The 22,661-nt window shown below is 60.9% G+C and carries 22 protein-coding genes; 5 read left to right on the top strand and 17 right to left on the bottom strand.

Annotated features, from left to right (window positions below; translation table 11 throughout):
* Nucleotides 1-34: 34 nt before the first annotated feature.
* The 12 genes from ACQ4WY_RS13940 to ACQ4WY_RS13995 all read right to left on the bottom strand — a co-directional run bounded on the left by ACQ4WY_RS13940 (nucleotide 35) and on the right by ACQ4WY_RS13995 (nucleotide 12,547).
* Nucleotides 35-343, bottom strand: coding sequence for an FmdB family zinc ribbon protein (locus ACQ4WY_RS13940; protein WP_436504633.1), 309 nt, complete (start codon nucleotides 341-343; stop codon nucleotides 35-37).
* 91 nt (nucleotides 344-434) lie between these two features.
* Nucleotides 435-1,037, bottom strand: coding sequence for a methyltransferase (locus tag ACQ4WY_RS13945; protein WP_436504634.1), 603 nt, complete (start codon nucleotides 1,035-1,037; stop codon nucleotides 435-437).
* A gap of 18 nt (nucleotides 1,038-1,055) precedes the next feature.
* Nucleotides 1,056-2,627, bottom strand: a complete 1,572-nt coding sequence (ubiB, locus tag ACQ4WY_RS13950; RefSeq protein WP_353659094.1) for a ubiquinone biosynthesis regulatory protein kinase UbiB — start codon at nucleotides 2,625-2,627, stop codon at nucleotides 1,056-1,058.
* Entirely contained in the window at nucleotides 2,624-3,262 is a 639-nt protein-coding gene (locus ACQ4WY_RS13955; protein ID WP_353659095.1) for a ubiquinone biosynthesis accessory factor UbiJ, read from the bottom strand. Before ACQ4WY_RS13955 ends, ubiB begins: the two co-directional genes overlap by 4 nt.
* A gap of 152 nt (nucleotides 3,263-3,414) precedes the next feature.
* Nucleotides 3,415-4,356, bottom strand: a complete 942-nt coding sequence (locus tag ACQ4WY_RS13960) for a Tim44 domain-containing protein (RefSeq protein WP_353659096.1) — start codon at nucleotides 4,354-4,356, stop codon at nucleotides 3,415-3,417.
* Nucleotides 4,357-4,387: 31 nt separating this feature from the next.
* Nucleotides 4,388-5,122: a bifunctional demethylmenaquinone methyltransferase/2-methoxy-6-polyprenyl-1,4-benzoquinol methylase UbiE gene (ubiE, locus tag ACQ4WY_RS13965; RefSeq protein WP_034753359.1), complete on the bottom strand. Its 735-nt coding sequence runs from the start codon at nucleotides 5,120-5,122 to the stop codon at nucleotides 4,388-4,390.
* A gap of 29 nt (nucleotides 5,123-5,151) precedes the next feature.
* The gene (locus ACQ4WY_RS13970; RefSeq protein WP_436504635.1) at nucleotides 5,152-6,393 is read right to left on the bottom strand and encodes an RNA polymerase sigma factor; all 1,242 of its coding nucleotides are present in this window, start codon (nucleotides 6,391-6,393) and stop codon (nucleotides 5,152-5,154) included.
* A gap of 2 nt (nucleotides 6,394-6,395) precedes the next feature.
* Nucleotides 6,396-6,740 carry a YciI family protein gene (locus tag ACQ4WY_RS13975; RefSeq protein WP_436504636.1) on the bottom strand — a complete coding sequence of 115 codons (345 nt, stop codon included), beginning with the start codon at nucleotides 6,738-6,740 and terminating at the stop codon, nucleotides 6,396-6,398.
* A 98-nt stretch (nucleotides 6,741-6,838) separates the two neighbouring features.
* Nucleotides 6,839-7,270, bottom strand: a complete 432-nt coding sequence (locus ACQ4WY_RS13980) for a gamma-butyrobetaine hydroxylase family protein (protein ID WP_436504637.1) — start codon at nucleotides 7,268-7,270, stop codon at nucleotides 6,839-6,841.
* A gap of 27 nt (nucleotides 7,271-7,297) precedes the next feature.
* Nucleotides 7,298-7,747, bottom strand: a complete 450-nt coding sequence (locus ACQ4WY_RS13985; protein WP_353659100.1) for an HIT family protein — start codon at nucleotides 7,745-7,747, stop codon at nucleotides 7,298-7,300.
* Nucleotides 7,747-11,787, bottom strand: coding sequence for a DUF3683 domain-containing protein (locus ACQ4WY_RS13990; RefSeq protein WP_436504638.1), 4,041 nt, complete (start codon nucleotides 11,785-11,787; stop codon nucleotides 7,747-7,749). Before ACQ4WY_RS13990 ends, ACQ4WY_RS13985 begins: the two co-directional genes overlap by 1 nt.
* A 268-nt stretch (nucleotides 11,788-12,055) precedes the next feature.
* Nucleotides 12,056-12,547 carry a YqaA family protein gene (locus ACQ4WY_RS13995; RefSeq protein WP_436504639.1) on the bottom strand — a complete coding sequence of 164 codons (492 nt, stop codon included), beginning with the start codon at nucleotides 12,545-12,547 and terminating at the stop codon, nucleotides 12,056-12,058.
* Nucleotides 12,548-12,748: 201 nt separating this feature from the next.
* Between ACQ4WY_RS13995 and ilvA the strand changes: the two genes are divergently transcribed.
* From ilvA to rapZ, 5 genes are all read left to right on the top strand, one after another.
* Nucleotides 12,749-14,284: a threonine ammonia-lyase, biosynthetic gene (gene ilvA, locus ACQ4WY_RS14000; protein WP_353659103.1), complete on the top strand. Its 1,536-nt coding sequence runs from the start codon at nucleotides 12,749-12,751 to the stop codon at nucleotides 14,282-14,284.
* A gap of 120 nt (nucleotides 14,285-14,404) precedes the next feature.
* On the top strand, nucleotides 14,405-15,247 hold the full coding sequence (gene queF, locus ACQ4WY_RS14005) for an NADPH-dependent 7-cyano-7-deazaguanine reductase QueF (protein ID WP_436504640.1): 843 nt from the start codon (nucleotides 14,405-14,407) through the stop codon (nucleotides 15,245-15,247).
* Between the two features lie 333 nt (nucleotides 15,248-15,580).
* Nucleotides 15,581-16,063 (top strand): PTS sugar transporter subunit IIA, encoded by a 483-nt coding sequence (locus ACQ4WY_RS14010; protein WP_071079718.1) that lies wholly within the window; start codon nucleotides 15,581-15,583, stop codon nucleotides 16,061-16,063.
* 36 nt (nucleotides 16,064-16,099) lie between these two features.
* On the top strand, nucleotides 16,100-17,035 hold the full coding sequence (hprK, locus tag ACQ4WY_RS14015; protein ID WP_034753337.1) for an HPr(Ser) kinase/phosphatase: 936 nt from the start codon (nucleotides 16,100-16,102) through the stop codon (nucleotides 17,033-17,035).
* Between the two features lie 126 nt (nucleotides 17,036-17,161).
* A complete protein-coding gene (rapZ, locus tag ACQ4WY_RS14020; protein WP_035824128.1) occupies nucleotides 17,162-18,025 on the top strand; it encodes an RNase adapter RapZ in 864 nt (287 codons plus the stop codon).
* Here the strand turns inward: rapZ and ACQ4WY_RS14025 are convergent, their stop codons facing one another.
* From ACQ4WY_RS14025 to lptA, 5 genes are all read right to left on the bottom strand, one after another.
* Nucleotides 18,026-19,111 carry an enoyl-CoA hydratase/isomerase family protein gene (locus ACQ4WY_RS14025; protein WP_436504641.1) on the bottom strand — a complete coding sequence of 362 codons (1,086 nt, stop codon included), beginning with the start codon at nucleotides 19,109-19,111 and terminating at the stop codon, nucleotides 18,026-18,028.
* Nucleotides 19,112-19,385: 274 nt separating this feature from the next.
* Entirely contained in the window at nucleotides 19,386-19,745 is a 360-nt protein-coding gene (hpf, locus tag ACQ4WY_RS14030; RefSeq protein ID WP_353659106.1) for a ribosome hibernation-promoting factor, HPF/YfiA family, read from the bottom strand.
* 69 nt (nucleotides 19,746-19,814) lie between these two features.
* The gene (locus tag ACQ4WY_RS14035) at nucleotides 19,815-21,293 is read right to left on the bottom strand and encodes an RNA polymerase factor sigma-54 (RefSeq protein WP_436504642.1); all 1,479 of its coding nucleotides are present in this window, start codon (nucleotides 21,291-21,293) and stop codon (nucleotides 19,815-19,817) included.
* Nucleotides 21,294-21,297: 4 nt separating this feature from the next.
* On the bottom strand, nucleotides 21,298-22,053 hold the full coding sequence (lptB, locus tag ACQ4WY_RS14040; RefSeq protein ID WP_034753325.1) for an LPS export ABC transporter ATP-binding protein: 756 nt from the start codon (nucleotides 22,051-22,053) through the stop codon (nucleotides 21,298-21,300).
* Nucleotides 22,053-22,646, bottom strand: coding sequence for a lipopolysaccharide transport periplasmic protein LptA (gene lptA / locus ACQ4WY_RS14045; protein WP_353659107.1), 594 nt, complete (start codon nucleotides 22,644-22,646; stop codon nucleotides 22,053-22,055). Before lptA ends, lptB begins: the two co-directional genes overlap by 1 nt.
* Between the last annotated feature and the right edge of the window lie 15 nt (nucleotides 22,647-22,661).

A 22,661-nucleotide genomic window follows, 5' to 3' on the forward strand; every position in this document is an offset into this window, starting at 1 on the left:
CTCGGTAATGGAACATATCGGCGCGGCGCGCTTTTCAGTCCGCTTTCGGTGCAGCCGCAGCCGGGGCGGGGGCAGCCGCCGCAGCAGGCGCGCTCTCGGCGGCCGGGGTGGGCTTGGCGCCATCGGCCGGACCCGTCGGAATGGCCGTGGTGGGCGCCGTGCCGCCGCGAAAATCGGTCGCGTACCAGCCAGTGCCCTTCAATTGGAAACCGGCGGCCGTCAATTGTTTCTTGAAACTGGGCTTGCCGCACGACAGGCACACCGTCAGTACTGGATCGGAGATCTTTTGCAAGACATCCTTGGCAAAACCACACTCGTCACAACGGTAAGCGTAAATCGGCATCTCTACTCCGAGAAAATCATCAAAAACCCTGAATTATAAAGCTTTTCCGCCGTTCCCAGCGGAAAATGCCCGCTCACTCGGCCTGTCAGGCTCAGTCCGCCCGGCGGCGCCAGCTCATCCAGCGCTCCTTGCCGGCGAAGACGGCAATGGAATCGTCCACGGCCTCGTCGGCCAGGCAATCGAAATGCGGCGCCAGCAATTCCTGCAGTTTCTCACGAGAGATGCCAAATGGCGGTCCCTTGGCATTGTCGTCAAAGAAAAAGTAACCGGCCAGCATGGCGCCCGGCGCCAGCAGCTGCGCCCAGCGGGCCACCACCTGTGGCCACATGGCGCGCGGCATGGCGCACAGGAAAGCCCGTTCATAGATCAGGTCCAGCGGCGCAACAGCTTCCCAGGCAAAGAAATCGGCTTCCACCACCTGCCCTGCCCGCTCGCCGACGACGGCGCGCGCGGCAGCCACGGCGGCCGGGGAAAAGTCGATGGCCGTGGCATCCCAGCCGTGATCGAGCATGAAGACCAGTTCATAGGCCGAGCCGCAGCCGGGAATCAGGCAGCGCAGCGGCGCCGGACTGCCGGCAACAAAGCTGCGCAGGCGCGACGGCACGCCGCCCTGGTCCCAGGGCGTAAATTGCTTCTCGAAACGCTCGTCCCAGAAGGCGGGCGAGAGCGGATCGCGGGTATTGAAGTCAGCCATCACTTACGTCCTCAGCCTTTAAAACGGCAGTTGATGCCAGCGCATGAACACTTGCAAGCCCAGCGCACCGAGGGCAAAGGCGCCCACGAAATACACGATAAAGCTCAGCAAACGGTTCGTCTGGCGTTGCTCTGCCAGCAAGGTTTTCATCAATTCCACGTCGTTTTCGCGCGGTTCGCCATGCACCGTCAAGGCCTGGTGCAGCAAGCGCGGCAGTTGCGGGAAGATATGCGCATAGCGGGGCGCCTCGGCGCGCAGGCGCTCCATGAAGCCTTGCGGCCCCACCTGGTTGCTCATCCATTTTTCCAGGTAGGGCTTGGCCGTTTGCCACAGGTCCAGTTCCGGGTCCAGCTGGCGGCCCAGGCCTTCGATATTGAGCAGCGTCTTTTGCAGCAGCACCAGTTGCGGCTGCACTTCCACATTGAAGCGGCGCGAGGTCTGGAACAGGCGCAGCAGCACCTGGCCGAACGAGATATCCTTCAGCGGACGGTCGAAGATCGGCTCGCAGCAGGCCCGCACAGCCGCTTCCAGCTCATCGACGCGCGTGTCTTTCGGCGCCCAGCCCGATTCGATGTGCGCCTCTGCCACGCGCTTGTAGTCGCGGCGGAAGAAGGCGAGGAAGTTTTGCGACAGATAATCCTTGTCGTAGTCGTTCAACGTTCCCACGATGCCGAAATCGAGCGCGATATAGCGGCCAAACGATTCGGGGGCGATCGACACGAGAATATTCCCGGGATGCATGTCCGCATGGAAAAAGCCGTCGCGGAACACTTGCGTGAAGAAAATTTCCACGCCATCGCTGGACAGCTTGCGCAAGTCCACGCCAGCCGCCACCAGGCGGTCGGTCTGCGAGACGGGAATCCCAACCATGCGCTCCATCACGATGACGCTGCTGGAACAGTAATCCCAGTACATTTCCGGCACCATCAGCAAGTCCGAATTGGCGAAGTTGCGGCGCAGCTGGCTGGCGTTGGCCGCCTCGCGCATCAAGTCCAGCTCGTCATGCAGGTATTTGTCGAACTCGCCCACCACCTCTTTCGGTTTCAGGCGCTTGCTGTCGGCCCACAGGCGGCTGGTCCAGTCGGCGGCGATGTGCATCAGGGCCACGTCTTCGTCGATCAGCTTTTTCATGCCTGGACGCAAGACCTTCACGGCCACTTCACGGCCATCTTTCAGGGTGGCGAAGTGCACCTGGGCAATCGAAGCGGACGCCACGGGCTCGCGCTCGAAGCGGGCAAACAGTTGATCCGGGTGCGCGCCAAGCGACTTGGTGATCTGTGCGATGGCCAGGTCGGAATCGAAAGGCGGCACCCGGTCTTGCAGGCGCGCCAGTTCTTCGGCGATGTCGGGCGGCATCAGGTCGCGCCGGGTCGACAGCACCTGGCCGAATTTGACGAAAATCGGGCCCAGCTCTTCCAGCGCCAGGCGCAGGCGCAAGCCCCGCGGCGACGACAGGTCGCGCCAGAAAATCAGGGTGTCGATCAATTTGGCGGTGCGGGGAACTTGCAGACCAGAAATCGCTATCTCATCCAGGCCGTACTTGATGGAAACACGGATGATTTTAAACAGGCGCAGGAATTTCAATATCATGTAGACAAATCCGGTGAGGAGGACTGCGGCTGGAGGGCGGCGGCCGCCTTTTCCAACCGGGCAAGGCGCTTGGCCAGGCGTTCGACGTCATCGCGCACGCGCGTCACGCCAGCGGAATACTCTTGCAGGGTGGAAGGACGGATCAGCATGGGCTGTTCGTCGAGAAAATATTCAGCCACATTTTCCGCCAGCTTTTGCTGGCCCGTGCGGACAAAGGCGGCGGCATCTTTCGCGCCGGAAACGAGGCGCGTGGCCAGCATGGGACCGACGACCTTTTCCAGGTCGTGCTCGGCTTCCCAGCGCAAGCCCTTGCTCAATTGCGAAATCGCATTGGCAAACTCGGCATCGCCTTCGATCTTGACGTAGGAAAACGCCCGCTCGCGGTTTTGCAGGATCAGCGGCACATCGGACAATTTCACGCGGATGGTGACGTTGGCCGGCATGTCGGCTGGCGCCGCTTCCAGCATGCCGGCGCTGTCGACGCGCAGGCGCAAGGCCACGGCGCCCGTGTCGATGCAGGCCAGCTTGCCGGCGTGCACGGCCAACTGCTGGCGCGCCCACGGCTCTTGCGCCAGCAAATGGTTGATTGTCGCGATGACGGGCGTCATCAGGGAAAGATCGGAAAGTGGTGCCATCTATATACAGCGCGCCAGGCGCGCCCCTAAAAAGAAAAAACCGCCCGTAAAACAACATGGGCGGTTTCGATCTTACCAGTTCAGCAGGAAATATCTGTTAAGCATCATGCATTCGGCATGGACTTAAGCCATTATTCAGCAAGTTTTGACAATTAATTCAATTGCTGGATGCCGGCCAAGACCCAACCGCTATTGCCGCTGACGGGTTTCGACATATTCCACACTTCCGCGAACGGTTCCGCTGCCGCGCCAGGCGCCGAACGGATCAGGCCCGTAAACTTCACGCTGGCCAGGTAATCGTTGACGCTCGTCTCGATCCCCAGCAGTTCGGCATCGATGGTGACGACATCGGTGAAGTCCGGCTGCGCGCCCCGTTCCTGAATTTGCATGCGCAGTTCCGCATACACTTCCGGCGACGTGAATTCGCGGATATCGTTGACGTCGGCCTTGTCCCAGGCCGCTTGCAGGCGAATGAAATTGCTTTTCGCGTGGCGCAGGAAGGCGTCCTTGTCGAAATCGGCAGGCACGCCCCATGGCGCGGCAGCCGGTGCCGGCTTGTCCAGGCCGACGCCCGACGAGACGGGCTGCAGCGGCGGCAGCGGTGGAATGCGCGAACCGATGTCGGGCACGTTACCGGCCGGCGCAGGCTGGTTGCCAAAGCCCGCGAACGGCGCATTGCCGCTGGTATTGTTGTCGCGCTTGCCACGCACCATGCGGTAAATGAAGAAGGCCACGCCAGCCAGCAAAGCCACCATCAGCAGGGTGCTGATCATGCTGGCCAGGGCGCCGCCCAGGCCGAAATGCGACAGCAGCGCGCCCAGGCCCAGGCCCAGCAAAGCGCCGCCCAGCAAGCCCTTCCAGCGACTCGGTGCCTTGGCGGCAGGCGCCGGTGCAGGGGCCGGCGCAGGTTGCGCCTGGCGTGGTGCGGCGGCTGGCGCCGGGGTTGGCGCCGGCGCAGGCGCCTGACGGCCCACGTTTTGCGACTGGCGGCCAAACGAACGGCCACCGCCCATGGGACGGGCCAACGCCTCGCCCAGCATGGATACCGTGGTCGCGGCCAGCATCATGCCGACCATAAATTTCTTCAATTTCATTTCATCTCCTAAAATCAGCAACATTGATGCATTACATCTTGATGCCGGTATGCAAAGCGGCAATGCCTGCCGTCAAATTGTAGTACTGCACGCGCTCCAGGCCCGCTGTTTCCATCATCGTCTTCAAGGTTTCCTGGTCCGGATGCATGCGGATCGATTCGGCCAGGTAGCGATAGCTTTCCGCATCGCCGGCGATCTTCTGTCCGAACCACGGCAAGACCGAGAACGAATACAGGTCGTACGGCTTTTGCAGGGGAGCTGCCACCTTGGAAAACTCCAGCACCAGCAGCTTGCCGCCCGGTTTCAGCACGCGGCGCATTTCCGCCAGCGCCACATCCTTGTGCGTCATGTTGCGCAGGCCAAAGGCCACGCTGACACGGTCGAAATAGTTATCGGGGAACGGCAACTTTTCCGCGTCACACAACAAGGTGGGGGTGAGCAAGCCGCGATTCAAGAGGCGGTCGCGGCCTACGCGCAACATCGATTCATTGATATCGGTCAGCCAGACTTCGCCGGTAGGACCCGCCTGCTTGGCGAACGCCTTCGACAGGTCGCCCGTGCCGCCGGCGATGTCGAGCACCTTGAAACCGGGGCGCACGCCCGCGTTGGCAATGGTAAACGTCTTCCACAGACGGTGCAGCCCGCCCGACATCAAGTCGTTCATCACGTCGTATTTGGCAGCGACGGAATGGAACACCTTGGCGACTTCGCGCACTTTGTCGTCTTCTGCAACTGTTTTGTATCCGAAATGGGTCGTATTGGTCATGGTAGGCAGTCTGTTTGAACTTGGGAGCATTATACAAGCGGCAGGCGCATTTCCCCGTGACGCCGGAGAAGGTATTGCCTTTCCACTGCATTCGCGGCAAGCATTGCCGCCCGGGCATACGCCGCCAGCGCGCCGGAGCGGTCGCCCTGGCGGCGCAGCAAGTCGGCCCGGGCCGCGTGCAGATAATGCGAGTTGGCAAGGCTGGGCAAGGCTTCCAGGCGCGCCAGCCACGCCACGCCGTGTTCGGCGCCACGCGCCATCGCGCAGGCAATCACGGCATTGAGCAAGATTAATGGCTCCGGCTTGTGCCGCAACGAGGCGCCATACAGGGCGCTGATCTGGCGCCAGTCCGTCTGGCTGGCCGCAGCCGCCCTGGCGTGCAAGGCGGCAATCGCCGCCTGCAACTGGTATGGCCCTGGCGCGCGCGCCGGCAAGGCCTGCTCCAGCACGGCCAGTCCCTCGGCAATCAGGGCTTCATCCCACAGGCGCCGGTCCTGTTCTTCCAGGGTCAGCAAATATCCTTCGGACGACAAACGGGCCGGGCCCCGCGACGCCTGCAGCAGCATCAGTGCCAATAAACCCAGCACTTCCGGCTGGCCGGGCTGCAGGCTATCAAGCAGCCGCCCCAGGCGCAGCGCTTCCGCACACAAGTCCGCGCGCAGCAGGCTATCGCCCTCGCTGGCGCAATAGCCTTCACTGAAGACCAGGTAAATCACGTGCAGCACTTGCGCCAGCCGTTGCGGCAGTTCTTGCGCCGGCGGCAACTCGAAAGGGATGCGCGCTTCGGCGATCTTGCGCCTGGCGCGCAATAGCCGCTGCGACAGGGCCGCTTCCGCCAGGCCGAAGGCGCGCGCGATTTCGGCCGTGGACAAGCCACACAGGGTGCGCAGGGCCAGCGCCACCTGCGCCTCCGGCGCCAGCGCGGGATGACAGCAAATAAACAGCAGGCGCAAACGGTCGTCCTCGATGGGCTGCGTATCTTCAATCGCAGATGCGGGCAGGCGCGACAGCACGGCCTCGGCATCAACGACGCTCTTGCCCGCGCGGCGCACGTGATCGAGGCCCGCGTTGCGCGCCACCGAACTGAGCCAGGCGGCGGGATTGGACGGGATACCCGTCCGCGGCCACAGTTCCAGCGCCTTGCGGCATGCTTCCTGCAACACATCTTCCGCCAGGCCAAGGTCGCCGAAACGCCGCATCAGGCCCGCCAGCACCCTGCCCCGCTCCTGGCGAAAGACGTGCTCGACGACCGACAGGGCGTCGCCGGCCATGCTCAGGCCGTGACAGGCCGTACTTCGATGGTGCCCAGGGAGGCGACCGGGCAACGCCCGGCCCAGGCCAGCGCCTCGTCCAGGTTGGCGCAGGCTAGCAGATAGTAGCCGCCCAGTTGCTCCTTGGTTTCCGCGAACGGTCCATCCGTGATGACTGGCTTGCCGTTTTGTACACGTACGCTGGTGGCGCTGCGCACGGGCGCCAGCTCCGCGCCCCCGCGCAGCACGCCGGCCGCTTCCAGAGCTTGCGTATAGCTGGCAAAGTCGGCCATCAGGTTGGCCATCTGGCCCTCGTCCATGGCGGCATAGCGCGCCTCGTCGGCGTAGATCAGGATCATGTATTCCATAGTCTCTTCTCCAAAAGAAAAATGCCCGCAAGCGCGGGCATTCATACGACGAACGGGGCGGCGGCAATCCGACAAGATTACCGCATTATTTTTTTAGCTTAATGTTGATGCCCGCAGCTCGGGCCGTGAACGTGGCCGGAAGATTGCTTGACCGTCATGTCGGCCTTGGCGTCTCGGCCGCTGTCGCCCGGATAGCCAGCTGCCGTCAGGCGGTCCAGGTAATCCTGCCACAGGGTCGCTTGCTGCGCGCCCAGCTTGTACAGGTAGGCCCATGTGTACAGGCCGGTATTGTGGCCATCGCTGAAGGTTGGCTGCACGGCGTAGTTGCCTACCGGCTCCAGACCCGTGATGCCGACCAGGCGTTTTCCTAATTGCAAGGTTTCCTGGCCCTTGCCATGGCCCTGCACTTCGGCCGATGGCGAATACACGCGCAGGTATTCGAACGGCAGCGCAAACGTACTGCCATCATCGAAAGCCACGTCAAGCACGCGCGACTGGTTGTGCACGGTCAAGCCGGTGGGTTGGGACATTGCTACTTTTTCAGTCATGACAATACTTTATGCGGATAAACGTTGAATGATGGCGTCGCGCAAGGCCGGCAACAGGGCGCGGCGCGCGGCCAGCACCTCGGGCGCCGTCTCACGCTGGATCACCGCCCAGCTGGGATTGGGGAAATGCGCATCGTCGCGGTAGCGGGGAATCACGTGCCAGTGCACGTGCGGCGTCATGTTGCCGAAACTGGCCACATTGACCTTTTCCGGCTGCATGACTTCGCGCACGGCCAGCTCAACTTGCCACACGACTTCCATGACATAGTTGCGCTCGCCCGGCGTCAGATCCGTCATTTCCTTCACGTGCTTGTTCCAGATCACGCGGCAAAAGCCGGGATAGGCAGGATCGTCGACGGCCACGACGGACAAGCGCTCGCTGCGCCACAGCAAGGTCTCCAGACCCTGCTTGTTGGCGTAGCCATCCAGCAAATTGCACAGATCGCAGCGCGTGGACATCACACGAGTACCCGTTCGATGCCACCGTCATTGGCGCGTTTCACGTAATCCGGCATCCAGTTCTCTCCCAGCAAGTGTTTGGCGATCTCGACGACGATATAGTCGGCAGTCGTGCCCGAATCATCATTGTAGCGCGACAGGCCTTGCAGGCACGACGGGCAGCTGGTGAGGATTTTCACCTCACCCGTGAACCCGTCGTCGCGCAGCTTGTCGGCGCCCTTGACCATCTCTTCTTCCTTGCGGAAACGCACTTGCGTGGAAATATCGGGACGCGTGACGGCCAGGGAACCCGATTCGCCACAGCAACGGTCATTCTTCTCGATCTTCACGTTGTCTACCGTGCTGATCAGGGAGTTGATGGTCTTGCCCGACTCTTGCAGCTTCATCGGATTGTGGCATGGCTCGTGGTACATATAGCGCGTGCCGTTGACGCCTTCCAGCTTGACGTTTTTCTCCAGCAAATACTCATGGATATCCATGATGCGGCAACCGGGGAAAATCTTTTCAAACTGGTACGTTGCCAGCTGATCATAGCAGGTGCCGCACGACACGAGCACCGTCTTGATGTCCAGGTAATTGAGCGTGTTGGCCATGCGGTGGAACAGGACGCGGTTGTCCGTCATCATCTTCTCGGCCTTGTCGAACTCGCCCGCGCCCCGCTGCGGATAACCGCAGCACAGGTAGCCCGGCGGCAAGACAGTCTGCACGCCCACTTCCCACAGCATCGCTTGCGTGGCCAGGCCCACTTGCGAAAACAAACGCTCCGAACCGCAACCGGGGAAGTAGAACACGGCTTCCGTATCGGCCGTGGTTGTCTTCGGATTGCGGATGATCGGGATGACTTTATCATCTTCGATGTCGAGCAGCGCGCGCGCTGATTTCTTCGGCAAGTTGCCCGGCATCTTCTTGTTGATGAAGTGGATCACCTGCGCCTTCACGGGCGGCTTGCCTGTGGATGGCGGCGGCGCCTTGGTTTGCTTCTTGGCAAACTTCTTCAGCAAATCGTGGCCCAGGCGCTGCGCCTTGTAACCCCAGCCGATCATGACCTTGCGCGTGGCGTTGATGGTCACGGGATCGGTGGCGTTGAGGAACATCATCGTGGCCTTGGTGCCCGGATTGAAGCTCTTCTTGTCCATCTTGCGCAGCAAGTTGCGCATGTTCATCGACACGTCGCCGAAATCGATGTTGACGGGGCAAGGCGTGACGCATTTATGGCATACCGTGCAGTGATCGGCCACGTCTTCGAACTCTTCCCAATGCTTGATGGAAATACCGCGGCGCGTCTGTTCTTCGTACAGGAAGGCTTCGATCAGGGACGACGTCGCCAGGATCTTGTCGCGTGGCGAGTACAGCAAGTTGGCGCGCGGTACGTGGGTCGAGCACACGGGTTTGCACTTGCCGCAACGCAAGCAATCCTTGACGCTGTCGGCGATGGCACCGATATCGCTTTGCTGCATGATCAGCGACTCGTGGCCCATCAGGCCGAACGATGGCGTGTAGGCATTGCGCAAGTCGGCGCCCATGCCCGGCAGGTTCAGCAATTTGCCTTTATTGAAACGGCCTTCCGGATCGATGCGCTGCTTGTAGCTGCGGAATTCGCCGATCTCTTCTTCCGTCAAAAATTCCAGCTTGGTAATGCCGATGCCATGCTCGCCGGAAATGACGCCATTCAGCGAGCGCGCCAGGATCATGATGCGGCCCACGGCTTCGTGGGCGTCCTGCAGCATTTCGTAGTTGTCCGAGTTGACGGGCAAGTTGGTGTGCACGTTGCCGTCGCCCGCATGCATGTGCAGCGCGACAAATACGCGGCTACGCAAGATGCGCGCATGGATGGCGGTCGCCTCGTCGAGGATCAGTTTGAAGGCGGCGCCATTGAATATCTGGCGCAGCTGCGCGCGGATCTCTTGCTTCCAGGTAATGCGCACGGTGCGGTCCTGCACCACGTCGAACAGGGTGGCGGTGGGCTGCGTTTCCAGGCGTGCATCGAACACGGGCAGCAAACGTTCCATGCCCAGCTCGGCCAGCTCGCCCTTCACGTCCGCCAGCGGACGGTCCAGCTGGGCCAGCAGATAGGTCCAGCGTGCCGTGACTTGCGCCAGCAGTTGCTGCGCCTGCTCGGCGCGGTCGCCCAGCATTTCCGCGTCGTCGACCCGATCGTCCGACGCATCGTCACTCTTGCCAATTGGCAAGTTACCCTTGGCAAAGAATTCACTGAGGGCATCGGCCAGTTGCAGCTTGTTCTTGATCGACAGTTCGATATTGATGCGCTCGATGCCATCCGTGTATTCGCCCATGCGATTCAGGGGAATCACCACGTCTTCATTGATCTTGAACGCGTTGGTGTGCTTGGCAATTGCCGCCGTGCGGGCACGGTCAAGCCAGAATTTCTTGCGCGCTTCCGCGCTGACGGCAACAAAGCCTTCGCCCACGCGCGTATTGGCGATGCGCACCACTTCCGATGCCGCTTGCGCGACGGCATTCTCATCGTCGCCGACGATGTCGCCAAACAGGGCCATCTTCGGCAGCACGCCCCGTTTCGACTTGGTGGCGTAGCCGACGGCGCGCAGGTAGCGCTCGTCCAAATGCTCAAGGCCCGCCAGGCGGATGCTCGTGTATTGCTCGCCCTTGGCCGGCAAGCCGTCGAGGTAATCCTTGATTTCCACGATCGACGGGATCGCGTCGCGCGCCTGGCCAAAGAATTCCAGGCAGACGGTACGGGCGAATTTCGGCATCTTGTGCAGAATCCAGCGCGCCGACGTGATCAGGCCGTCGCAGCCTTCCTTCTGGATGCCCGGCAAGCCGGCGAGGAATTTGTCCGTCACGTCCTTGCCCAGGCCCTCCTTGCGGAACTTGCGGCCTGGAATTTCCAGGATTTCCGTCTTGAACGGTGCGTTCGGCTTTGTCGCGTCGCGCGTGCTCGGGTGACGCCATTCCAATTGGAAACGTGCCAGCGCGATATCGTGAATCTTGCCCAGATTATGGTCGAGGCGGGTGACGTCGAGCCAATCGCCATTCGGGTCGACCATGCGCCACGAGGCCAGGTTATCGAGCGCCGTCCCCCACAGCACGGCCTTTTTGCCGCCGGCATTCATGGCAACGTTGCCGCCGATGCAAGAGGCGTGCGCCGAGGTCGGGTCGACGGCGAAGACGAAGCCGGCCTTTTCCGCCGCTTCCGACACCTTATTCGTGATCACGCCCGCGCCCGAATTGATCGTCGCGTATTCGTGCGTGAGGCCGGGCAAGACCGTCATTTCCACGGCGCCCAGGGTAATGAGTTTTTCCGTATTGATGACGGCTGACATCGGCGTCAGGGGAATCGCACCGCCCGTATAGCCGGTGCCGCCGCCGCGCGGGATGATGGTCAGCCCCAGCTCGATACAGCCTTTCACCAGGCCGGCCATTTCCTCTTCCGTGTCAGGCGTCAGCACGACGAACGGGTATTCCACGCGCCAGTCGGTGGCGTCGGTCACGTGCGACACGCGCGTCATGCCATCGAAGCGCACATTGTGCTTTTCCGTGTAGCGGCCCAGCACCTTGACCGTGCGCTTGCGCAAATCGTAGGTCTTGCGGAATTCGTCGCCGAAATCGGCCACGGCCTTGCTGGCTGCTTTCAGCAACAGCTCCACATTTTGGCTACGCGCTTGCGCCACTTCCGGCGCTTCACCGGCAGCAAGCGCGTCGCCGCCGGCCGCATCGATGGACAGGCGGCGCTTGTCAACTTCAGCCAGGCGGTGATGCAAGGCATCGATCAAGCCCTGGCGGCGCTTTGGATTGTCGAGCAAGTCATCCTGCAGGTAGGGATTGCGGCGCACGACCCAGATGTCGCCCAGCACCTCGTACAGCATGCGGGCAGAACGACCCGTCTGGCGGGCGCCGCGCAGCTCGTCGAGCAAGCGCCAGGAGTCCTCCCCCAACAGGCGTATGACGATCTCGCGATCAGAAAACGACGTGTAGTTATACGGGATTTCGCGCAGGCGGCTTGCTGCGGGACCATTGGGCGTTTCTGCCAGTAAAGCTTGGAGTTGTGCGGGAGCGTTCATGGAGTGTGGTGACGATGTGGACTGGACCCTAAAGGCCCATTTTATCTTATTGCGCCGCACCATGCGGGAACAGCCTTAGCCCGCCTAAGGTTTAAGCACCTCATCCGCCACCATAGCAAATACGGAAAAGCCTTCTTATGTGTGAATAAAAAACCAGTTTTCGTGATTTTTTTACGCAAAAATGCCAAGAATCAGACTGTGCTGCAAACTATCGAACTGCCCAAAAATGGGGCAAATTGACGTTGCATTACGCCCGTTTGCCTGCCGTTTACGCCAGCATTTGTCCAATCCTGTGCCATACGCCATCGGGCACAAACAACAGCAAGCCCGTCATCGTCAGGTAGCGCGCGCACTTGCCAATGGCCATGTAGGCCACGCTGGGCCAGAACGGCAGCTTGAGCCAGCCGGCCAGGGTGCACAGCGGGTCACCCACGATGGGCAGCCAGGCCAGCAACATGGTCTTGGCGCCATAGCGGGCCAGCCAGCGGAACCAGCGCGTGTCGCGCTCCTTGGCGAACGCCTGCTTGGCCCGGTAGCCGAGCCAGTAGTCGACGACACCGCCCAGGGTATTGCCCAGGGTGGCGACGCCGATGGCGGCCCAGAACAGCGCGGGATTGGCCTTGATGACGGCAAAGACGGCCGGTTCCGAGCCGAGCGGCAACAAGGTGGCGGAAATAAAGCTGATCAGAAAGACCGATGTCAGCCCGACTTCCGGCGCTGCGATCAGTTGCAGCAGCCAGGCGATTGCGGATTCGATCATGGAACACTTCGCGATGCAGTAAGGCTCTCCATTATAATGAAGAGCAGCCTGGGCGCCGCACAATCCGCGCCGACCGGCAAAGGCATACCCGCCCGCAGTTCCACAGAGCATTATTGTCGCCAGGCTATCCGCCGCGGTGCCGCCGCTATCGCCCGACACGCTCCAGACCCTTTCTGGCCCAGAATCACTTGCTTGCAGATTATGAACATCGACTACCTCAAGAAAATCCTGACCGCCCGCGTCTATGACGTCGCTACCGAAACGCCGCTGGAACTGGCCCCTGCCCTGTCGCAGCGCCTGAACAACCAGATTTACTTCAAGCGCGAAGACATGCAAAGCGTGTTCAGCTTCAAGATTCGTGGCGCCTACAACAAGATGTCCAAGCTCAGCGAAGCGGACCGCAAGCGCGGCGTGATTTGCGCCTCGGCCGGCAACCATGCCCAGGGCGTGGCCCTGTCGGCCGCGCGCATGGGTTGCCGCGCAGTCATCGTCATGCCAACCACCACGCCGCTGGTGAAAGTCGAGGCGGTCAAGGGACGCGGCGGCGTCAACGTGGAAGTGGTGCTGCACGGCGAGTCGTATACCGATGCCTACAACCATGCGCTGACCCTGGAAAAGGAACAGAAGCTGACCTTCGTGCACCCGTTCGATGACCCGGACGTGATCGCCGGCCAGGGTACGATCGGCATGGAAATCCTGCGCCAGCACGCCGGCCCCATCCACGCCATCTTCGCCCCCATCGGCGGCGGTGGCTTGATCGCCGGCATTGCCGCCTATGTGAAACAGATTCGCCCCGACATCAAGATCATCGGCGTGCAAAGCGTCGATTCGAATGCCATGGCCCGTTCGCTGAAAGCGGGAGAGCGCGTGACCCTGAACGATGTGGGACTGTTCGCCGACGGCACGGCCGTGCGCCTGGCCGGCGAGGAAACCTTCCGCCTCGTGCAGGCGTATGTCGATGAAATCATCACCGTCGACACGGACGCCATCTGCGCCGCCATCAAGGATGTGTTTACGGATACGCGTTCCATCTTGGAGCCGTCCGGCGCGCTGGCCATCGCAGGCGCCAAGGCCTATGTGGAACGGGCCAGCCTGACCAAGCATCCCGTCAACAATGAAACCCTGATCACCATCGCCAGCGGCGCGAACATGAATTTCGACCGCCTGCGCTTCGTCGCGGAACGGGCGGAACTGGGTGAATTCCGCGAAGCCGTGTTTGCCGTCACCATGCGCGAACAGCGGGGCAGCTTCAAGCGCTTCTGCTCGCTCATCGGCGCGCGCAACGTGACGGAATTTAACTACCGCATCAGCGATGAAAAAGCCGCGCACGTATTCGTCGGCATCCAGATTGCCGACCGGCATGAGTCGAGCGTACTGGCGAAGAAATTCGAAGAGCATGAATTCAAGACCCTGGACCTGACCCACGACGAGCTGGCCAAGTCGCACATCCGCCACCTGGTGGGCGGCAAGAGCCGGCTGGCCCAGGACGAGCTGCTGTACCGCTTTGAATTCCCCGAGCGCCCCGGTGCGCTGATGCGCTTCCTCGACAGCATGGCGCCGAACTGGAATATTTCCCTGTGCCATTACCGCAGCCAGGGCGGCGACGTGGGCCGTATCCTGATCGGCCTGCAAGTGCCACCCGACGAGATGGGAGAATTTGCCCGCTTCCTCGATACCCTGGGCTACCGTTACTGGGATGAAAGCAGCAATCCTGTGTATAAATTATTCTTGGGGTAAATGGCGCAGTAACCCAACTGCAAATGCTGGGGTCAGACCCGTCGGGTCTGACCCCGGTCCTTGCCGTTGGGTTGAAATAAGCTACCATTCACCCTTCACAGAATTTGTAGCCACGCCACCATGACCACCACCAACGATCTCGCCGAACAATCTCCCCTGGGCAAAAGCTCCGCCTACCGCACCGATTACGCGCCGGAATTGCTGTTTCCGATTCCGCGCCAAGGCAAGCGCGACGAGCTGGAATTGCACGGCACCTTACCGTTCTTCGGCCTCGATATCTGGAATGCCTACGAACTGTCGTGGCTGAACCAGCGCGGCAAGCCGCAGGTGGCCATCGCCAAGGTCAGCGCCCCGGCCGATTCGCCCAACATCATCGAATCGAAATCGTTCAAGCTGTACCTGAACTCGTTCAACCAGACCAAACTGGACAGCCCGGATGCGCTGCTGGCCCTGCTCAAGCAGGATTTGTCGAACGGTTTCGGCGCGCCCGTGCAAGTGGAACTGACCTTGCAGGAAGATTTCGGCAAGCTGAAAATGGGCGAATTCGACGGCGTGCTGCTCGACCGCCTGGACCTGGAAATCACGCAATACACGCCCTCGCCGCTGCTCTTGAAGGCGGCGCTGGATGAAGCACCGGTGGAAGAAAAACTCGTTTCGCACCTGCTCAAGTCGAATTGCCTGGTGACGGGCCAGCCCGACTGGGGCAGCGTGCAGATCACGTATGCGGGACCGCAGATCGACCAGGAAAGCCTGTTGCGCTACCTGATCGGTTTCCGCGAGCACAATGAATTCCATGAGCAATGCGTGGAGCGCATCTTTGTCGATATCTTGCGCCAGTGCAAGCCGCAAAAACTGTCCGTGTATGCACGCTATACGCGCCGTGGCGGCCTCGATATCAATCCGTGGCGCAGCAACTTCAGCACCGGGGTGATGCCGGGCAATCTGCGCAATGCGCGCCAGTAAGTCCAGGCAACATCACAAAACCATGCCAACAGGAATATTGGCTGTGTTTTAAAACAACGTTGCAGTAGTGCCGCAGAGCATCTTAAAGACGCTGAAAAATCGGAAAATCGGCATTCGGCGGCGGAAAAACCGGCGCGCCGCGTGTTTTTAATCAAGAAATAGCCGATACACCCTGGCGTTATTTTTTTGCTAAAATGATGGCGAGACGGACTGTAGCGCCCACCGCGCCCGCAGCGGGCGTATACTGTTGAGAATTGGCGTTACAGGCCGCTGAAACAGGCCTATAATTCGGCTCGCAAGCCCTCTGCGCATTGCACCATTTCATTGAGTGTCATGACTAATCTTAGCAAAATACTATCCCTCGAAAACGTCCTGCTGGACCTGGAAGTCTCCAGTAAAAAGCGCGCCTTCGAGCAAGCCGGCCTGATCTTCGAAAACAATTACGGCATCGCCCGCTCCACCGTCTCGGACAATCTGTTTGCCCGCGAACGCCTGGGCTCGACTGGTCTGGGCCATGGCGTGGCCGTGCCGCATGGCAGAGTCAAGGGCAGCAAAACCTTGAAAGCGCCGCTGGGCGCCTTCGTGCGCCTGGCCGAACCGATTCCGTTCGAGTCGCCTGATGGCAAGCCCGTCAATCTGCTGTTTTTCCTGCTGATTCCCGATCATGTCACGCAGCAACATCTGGAAATCCTGTCGGAAATCGCCGAAATGTTTTCCGACGATGCCTTCCGCACGGCGCTGGCCACGGATCCGGAACCGAAATCCGTGCATTCGCGCATCGTCAATTGGCAACCCAGTCTGCAAGCGGCGGGTTAAACTTCAGGTATTCCTCCACTCCTGAAGAAGACTGCCATGTTGCAAACGCCGCTGACGATACAACGCCTGTACGACGATAATCGTGAAAGTCTGCAACTGGGCTGGTTCGCCGGCTTCCCCGGCGGCGAGCGCCTGATCTCGGGCGACGTCTCGTCGGCCGCCGACCAGGTGGGCCACTTGAACCTGATCCATCCGGGCCGCATCCAGGTCTTTGGTCACCAGGAAATCAATTACTATCAGCGCCTGAAGGTCAACACGCGCACCCACGTGATCGGTGAGCTGATCGCCGGCGGTCCGCCCGCGCTGATCATCGCGCAAGGGCTGGAAACGCCGCCTGACATCCTCGCCATCTGCGACGAACAAAACATCCCCCTGTTCTCGACCCCGCTGCCGGCCGCGCAAGTGATCGACTTCCTGCGCGTGTACCTGTCGAAAAAACTGGCGCAGCGCATCATCATGCATGGCGTATTCATGGACGTGCTGGGCGTGGGCGTGCTGATCACGGGAGATTCGGGCCTGGGCAAGAGCGAGCTGGGCCTGGAGCTGATCTCGCGCAGCCACGGCCTGGTGGCCGACGACGCCGTCGAATTCTCGCGCATCGCGCCCAACATGATCGAAGGCCGCTGCCCGCCCCTGCTGCAAAACCTGCTGGAAGTGCGGGGCTTGGGCTTGCTCGACATCAAGGCCATCTTTGGCGAAACAGCCGTGCGCCGCAAGATGCGTTTGAAACTGATCGTGCACCTGGTGCGCCGCAACGCGCTGGAAGAAGAAGTCGAGCGCCTGCCTTTCCTGTTCCCCACGGAAGACGTGCTGGGCTTACCCGTGCGCAAGGTCGTCATCCCCGTCGCCGCCGGCCGCAACATCGCCGTGCTGCTGGAAGCGGCCGTGCGCAACACGATTCTGCAGTTGCGCGGCATCGATACCTTGCAGGAGTTCATGGAGCGGCAGAGATTGGCAATGAGCGGTGACTAATTGAATGGCAGAACAGGTTCCTACTGAGATGATTTTGTTTAACCAACACTACAGTCAAAATTGCAATAATTTGTAAAGATCATTGCCTCGGGAGCGCAGCGCCGATCTTTATTGTATGATCGACGTATGCATATCGTCCTTATCACCGGAATATCCGGCTCCGGTAAATCCGTCGCGCTCAATGTGCTGGAAGATACCGGCTACTATTGTGTCGACAACCTGCCACCGGCCTTGCTGCCCAGCCTGGTGCAAACCCTGCTCGACGAAGGGACGCCGCAACTGGCCGTCGCCGTCGATGCGCGCAGCGCCGAGTCGCTGACCAGCCTGCCGCACAATGTGGCCCTGTTGCGCGACCAGGGGCACGACGTCAAGGTCATGTTTTTGACGGCCACCACGCATTCGCTGGTGGCGCGCTTCTCGGAAACGCGGCGCAGCCATCCGCTGTCGCATGAATTGCGTCCGAACCAGAATCCGGCCAGTCGCCGCACCCTGATCGAATGCATTTCGGAAGAACGCGAACGCCTGTCGGCCATCGAGCAACTGGGCCATGTGATCGACACGTCGGAACTGAGCGCCAATAAATTGCGCGCGTGGATCAAGGATATCGTCGCCTCCGAACGCGCGCCGCTGACCCTGTTCTTCGAATCGTTCGCCTTCAAGCTGGGCGTGCCGCTGGACGCCGATTTCGTCTTCGACGTGCGGGCCTTGCCGAATCCCTATTACGACCTGGCGCTGCGCCCCCTCGACGGCCGCGACGCGCCCGTGATCGCCTTCCTCGATGCGCAGCCGAGCGCGCTGGAACTGCTGGCCGACATCCGCGCCTTCATCGAAAAATGGTTGCCGTCATTCAAGTCCGATAACCGCAGCTACCTGACGGTGGCCCTGGGTTGCACGGGTGGCCAGCACCGCTCCGTGTACATGGCGGAACGGCTGGCGCAATACTTCGGCCCGAATGAACGGGTCGTACTACGCCACCGCGAGCGCTCCTAGTTAATCCAGGTGGCGTAGCGGATGCGCTTGCGCCGGCCAGACGGGGGCAAAGAAGCCCGCCACCATGGTCGCGTCGACCTCGTCCAGGCTGGCAGGGTTCCAGCGCGGCGCATTGTCCTTGTCGACCACCAGCGCGCGCACGCCTTCGAGCACTTCGCCATGTTCGAAGTTGTGGCGCACCACGCTGCGCTCCATGCGCAGGCAATCGGCCACGCCCAGGTGGGCGCCCCGCTGCAGCAATTCCAGGGTCACCGACATCATCAGCGGCGAACGCAGGCGCATGGCCGCCAGGGCCTTGCCGGCGAACGGGCTGTCGTCCTGCGCCAGCGAGGCCATGATGGCGGCCACGGACCCGGCGCCGAAATGGCGGTCCAGCGCCGCGCGCGCCGTGGCCAGGGCAGATACGCCCGCCTCGGCCTGAAACGGTGCCGCCAGCGCCTTGATGGCCACCGGTAAGGCCTCGCCCGGCGTCGATTCGAACAGGGCCAGCAGCGCCCCCATCTGCGCCTCGGGCAGGTAGACATCGGCCAGTCCCGTGTACAGGGCATCGGCCGCGTTGATCGTCAAGCCCGTCAAGCCCAGGTATAGGCCCAGCTGACCGGCCAGGCGGGACAGGAAGTAACTGCCGCCCACGTCGGGAAACAGGCCGATATTGACTTCCGGCATGGCCATGCGCGTGCGGCCCGTGACGATGCGCAGACGGTTGCCAGGCCCGGCTTGGGCCACACCCATGCCGCCGCCCATCACCACGCCATCCATCACGGCAATATACGGTTTCGGATAGAAATGAATTACATGGTTGAGCGCATATTCTTCCGTAAAGAAATCTTCCAGCAAGGCGCTGCCGCCTTGCGGCGTGGCCAGGCCCGCATCGTAAAAGAAGCGGATGTCGCCGCCGGCGCACAGGGCTTTTTCACTGCTGGAGCGGATCACGACGGCGTCCACCTGCGGATCGTCGCGCCAGGCCAGCAGGGCCGCGCTCAGGGCGCGCACCATCTCCAGCGACAGGGAATTCAAGGCTTTCGGACGGTCGAGCACGATGTGCCCGGTGCGGTTGCGGATGGAGGTCTCGACGAAGTCGCTCATGGCAGGCAGGAAAGAAGTGAAAGTGCAAACATTCTAGCGCCTGCGCGGGGAACATTGCGTTCCCATTGTGCTGCCCGACAAAGGCGGCAGGCGCAAAAAAGGGCGCAGTGAGCGCCCTTAGTTGATCACAACCGGTTCAAAGTCGCAGGCCGTAGAACACGTGGAAAAACCGTAGCGAGCAGATGTGAGTTGTGGCTGAGAAGCGGAGCTGTGCGTATGCACAGTGAGCATCGGAGGCCGCAAATCGCGACGCGCAGTAGGTTTTTTGGTGTTCTTAGGCGGCGGCGAATTCTTCGTCCGAATTGTCTGGCAGATGCTTGATCGCCTCTTTACCGTGCCCTTGCACTTTGGTTTTGTACTTCATCACTTGCCTATCGAGCTTGTCGATCAGGCTATCAATTGCGGCATACAAGTCTTGCGCCAGGCTTTCCACATAGACAGTTTTTCCACTCAGACGCAGGTTGACTTCGGCCTTTTGACGTTTTTCTTTCTCTTTGAGGTTATCCACGGTCAGAATCACGGCGATATCGATGACTTGATCAAAATGCCGTTTCACGCGCTCCAGCTTCGTTTGTACGTATTCACGGATGGCTGGTGTCACTTCGAGATGATGTCCGCTGATGGTGAGATTCATACACACTCCTAAAGATGATCGGGTTCGTGCGGTCCATCGTATCCGGCCCGCAGAGGAACCGAAAAAAACTTACAAACACTTACGCAGACTCACTGGCGGAATTTTCAACGCTTCCCGGTACTTGGCAACAGTACGTCGCGCAATCACCATGCCTTGTTCCCCCAGCATGTCCGCAATCTTACTGTCGGATAAAGGATTTTTAGGGTCTTCTGCTCCTGTCAGTTGCACGATCAATGCCCGTATCGCCGTCGATGACGCTTCGCCCCCCGCTTCGGTGGCGACGTGGCTACCAAAAAAATATTTCAACTCGAACATGCCGTGCGGGGTCAGCATGTACTTTTGAGTTGTTACCCGCGAGATAGTACTCTCGTGTAAACCCAGTGTATCAGCTATTTCACGGAGCACAAGGGGGCGCATGGCAACGGCCCCATGCGAGAAAAAGTTCTTTTGTCTTTCTACTATCGCCTGCGCCACGCGCAGAATCGTGTCGAAACGCTGGCGCATATTTTTGATCAGCCACTTGGCTTCCTGCAACTGCGCGCCCATGGCGCCCTCGCCCTTGCCCTGCTTGAGCAGGTTGGCGTACATGGCGTTGACGCGCAGGCGCGGCATGACATCGTTGTTCAGGGTGACTTGCCAGCCATTGCGCGCGCGCTTGACGACGACGTCGGGCACCACGTAATCGGACACGTCCGAAGCGAACACGGCACCCGGATGCGGATTGCACTGGCGAATCACCGTCTGCGCCTCGCGCAAGTCTTCATCGTCGCAATCGAGGGCTTTTTTCAGCTTGTTGAAATCGCGCTGGGCAAACCAGGCCAGGTGCTTTTCCACGATGACGAGGGCCATGCGCCGCGTCACCATGGCGATATGCGGCAAGCGCTTGATTTGCAGGGCCAGGCATTCGGACGCATTGCGCGCGCCCACGCCGGGCGGATCGAAACTTTGCAGCAGCGACAAGGCCGTGCGCATCTCGTCGGCATCGATTTCCAGCTCTTCCGGTAGGCGCGCCAGGATGTCGTCGAGCGACTCTTCCAGGTAGCCATTATCGTCGAGCGCGTCGATGATCAGCTCGACCAGCGCGCGGTCACGCAATTCGAGCACCGTCACGCGCATCTGCTCCATCAGGTGCTCGCGCAGGGTGCAGTGGTGGGCTTCGAGTTGCGGGCGCGAATCTTCGTCGTCGGGCGCCTTGCCCCGGCTCGCCTCGCTCCAGTCGCTGTCGCCGCCCTCCGCGGCGGCCGGGCTCTCGCCCGCCTCGCCGTCAAAGGTTTCCGCTTCGGCCGGCGCTGCGGGCACCTCCTGGCCTGGCGGCTGGGGCGGCGCTTCGGCCGGCGCGGCCGTGGAACTCAAGGCCCCGTCGGACAGCAGACGCAGCGAACGGTCGAGCGGATCGTCGAGACGCTCGAGCAAGGGATTGTCCGTCAGCAATTGCTCTAGCTCCTGGTGCAATTCCAGGGTAGACAATTGCAATAGGCGTATCGATTGCTGCAACTGCGGCGTCAGTGCCAGATGCTGCGAAGTGCGCAGCTGCAATGATTGTTTCATTGGCTCACATGCGGAAGTGTTCGCCCAGATAGACCCGGCGTACCGACTCGTTCGCGATGATGTCGTCGGGGCGTCCCGACGCCAGTACCGAGCCCTGGTTGATGATGTAGGCACGGTCGCAAATACCCAGCGTCTCGCGCACATTATGATCGGTGATCAGCACGCCGATATTGCGCTCCTTCAAAAAGCGCACGATGCGCTGGATCTCGATCACGGCGATCGGATCGACGCCGGCGAACGGTTCGTCCAGCAGCACGAAACGGGGATCGGTGGCCAGCGCGCGGGCGATTTCCACGCGGCGGCGCTCGCCGCCCGACAGGGACAGCGCCTGGTTCTCGCGCAGCTTTTCAATCTGCAAGTCGGCCAGCAATTTATCCAGGCGCTCCTCGATCTCGGCTTTCTTCAGCGGTCGGCCTTCGACGGTCTGGATTTCCAGCACGGCGCGGATATTGTCTTCCACCGTCAGCTTGCGGAACACGGACGCTTCCTGCGGCAGGTAGGACAGGCCCATCTGCGCCCGGCGGTGGATCGGCAGGCTGGAGATATCCACACCGCTGATATCGATGCTGCCGCCGTCCGACGGCACCAGGCCGACGATCATGTAGAACGAGGTGGTCTTGCCGGCGCCGTTCGGGCCCAGCAAACCCACCACTTCGCCGCATTCGACTTGCAGCGAGACATCATGCACGACTTGCCGCTTGCCATAGGTTTTTTGCAGCCCGCGAACGATCAGGGTGCTGCCGCAACGTGTATTGTCCATTATTTCTTTCCTGGCGCAGGCGTGGCCGGCGCTTTCTCCGCCGCTGGCGCCTTGGTCTTCGGCTGGATCACCATGCGCACGCTGCCGCCATCCGGGGTGCTGGTGCCGCTGTTGGAATTTTCCATCGCAAACTCTTCCTTGCGGCTGTCATACGAGATGAAGGCGCCATTGGCCACGTCGGTCACTTTCGTGCCTTCCAGGCGCGTCAGCTTGGCCCTGGAAAACATTTTCACCACTTCCGTCTTGTTGTCGTATTCCACGCGCTCCGCTTCGCCTTCGACCCACAGGTCGCCTGCGCCATCACGCTTCTGACGAAAGGTGGCCAGCTTGCCGGGATCGGCCCAGAAGGTAATGAACTGGTAGCCTTGCGGGTCTTCCGTGATCAGGGCCCGGCCCGCCTTCATGGTCAGGGTACCCTTGACCAGCACGACGTCGCCCGTCAAGGTACGCACTTGCTTGACGTCATCGACGTGGCCGCTACGTGCAGTGATGACGGCCTCCTTCTCGGAATCGGCCTTCTCGGCATGCGCCACGCCCATCACGCCCAACGAGCAAACGGTCGAGAATAGTGTCAACAGCAAGATGTTCTTCATAGTATGGTTTCCTTG

This window comes from Janthinobacterium salmonicoloratum (genome assembly GCF_051380845.1).
GTDB lineage: Bacteria > Pseudomonadota > Gammaproteobacteria > Burkholderiales > Burkholderiaceae_D > Janthinobacterium > Janthinobacterium lividum_F.

Excerpts from the sequence above, each read along its gene's own strand:
- ACQ4WY_RS13940 (WP_436504633.1), bottom strand. The coding sequence starts at position 343 with ATGCCGATTTACGCTTACCGTTGTGACGAGTGTGGTTTTGCCAAGGAT.
- ACQ4WY_RS13945 (WP_436504634.1), bottom strand. The coding sequence starts at position 1,037 with ATGGCTGACTTCAATACCCGCGATCCGCTCTCGCCCGCCTTCTGGGAC.
- ubiB (WP_353659094.1), bottom strand. The coding sequence starts at position 2,627 with ATGATATTGAAATTCCTGCGCCTGTTTAAAATCATCCGTGTTTCCATC.
- ACQ4WY_RS13955 (WP_353659095.1), bottom strand. The coding sequence starts at position 3,262 with ATGGCACCACTTTCCGATCTTTCCCTGATGACGCCCGTCATCGCGACA.
- ACQ4WY_RS13960 (WP_353659096.1), bottom strand. The coding sequence starts at position 4,356 with ATGAAATTGAAGAAATTTATGGTCGGCATGATGCTGGCCGCGACCACG.
- ubiE (WP_034753359.1), bottom strand. The coding sequence starts at position 5,122 with ATGACCAATACGACCCATTTCGGATACAAAACAGTTGCAGAAGACGAC.
- ACQ4WY_RS13970 (WP_436504635.1), bottom strand. The coding sequence starts at position 6,393 with ATGGCCGGCGACGCCCTGTCGGTCGTCGAGCACGTCTTTCGCCAGGAG.
- ACQ4WY_RS13975 (WP_436504636.1), bottom strand. The coding sequence starts at position 6,740 with ATGGAATACATGATCCTGATCTACGCCGACGAGGCGCGCTATGCCGCC.
- ACQ4WY_RS13980 (WP_436504637.1), bottom strand. The coding sequence starts at position 7,270 with ATGTCCCAACCCACCGGCTTGACCGTGCACAACCAGTCGCGCGTGCTT.
- ACQ4WY_RS13985 (WP_353659100.1), bottom strand. The coding sequence starts at position 7,747 with ATGTCCACGCGCTGCGATCTGTGCAATTTGCTGGATGGCTACGCCAAC.
- ACQ4WY_RS13990 (WP_436504638.1), bottom strand. The coding sequence starts at position 11,787 with ATGAACGCTCCCGCACAACTCCAAGCTTTACTGGCAGAAACGCCCAAT.
- ACQ4WY_RS13995 (WP_436504639.1), bottom strand. The coding sequence starts at position 12,547 with ATGATCGAATCCGCAATCGCCTGGCTGCTGCAACTGATCGCAGCGCCG.
- ilvA (WP_353659103.1), top strand. The coding sequence starts at position 12,749 with ATGAACATCGACTACCTCAAGAAAATCCTGACCGCCCGCGTCTATGAC.
- queF (WP_436504640.1), top strand. The coding sequence starts at position 14,405 with ATGACCACCACCAACGATCTCGCCGAACAATCTCCCCTGGGCAAAAGC.
- ACQ4WY_RS14010 (WP_071079718.1), top strand. The coding sequence starts at position 15,581 with ATGACTAATCTTAGCAAAATACTATCCCTCGAAAACGTCCTGCTGGAC.
- hprK (WP_034753337.1), top strand. The coding sequence starts at position 16,100 with ATGTTGCAAACGCCGCTGACGATACAACGCCTGTACGACGATAATCGT.
- rapZ (WP_035824128.1), top strand. The coding sequence starts at position 17,162 with ATGCATATCGTCCTTATCACCGGAATATCCGGCTCCGGTAAATCCGTC.
- ACQ4WY_RS14025 (WP_436504641.1), bottom strand. The coding sequence starts at position 19,111 with ATGAGCGACTTCGTCGAGACCTCCATCCGCAACCGCACCGGGCACATC.
- hpf (WP_353659106.1), bottom strand. The coding sequence starts at position 19,745 with ATGAATCTCACCATCAGCGGACATCATCTCGAAGTGACACCAGCCATC.
- ACQ4WY_RS14035 (WP_436504642.1), bottom strand. The coding sequence starts at position 21,293 with ATGAAACAATCATTGCAGCTGCGCACTTCGCAGCATCTGGCACTGACG.
- lptB (WP_034753325.1), bottom strand. The coding sequence starts at position 22,053 with ATGGACAATACACGTTGCGGCAGCACCCTGATCGTTCGCGGGCTGCAA.
- lptA (WP_353659107.1), bottom strand. The coding sequence starts at position 22,646 with ATGAAGAACATCTTGCTGTTGACACTATTCTCGACCGTTTGCTCGTTG.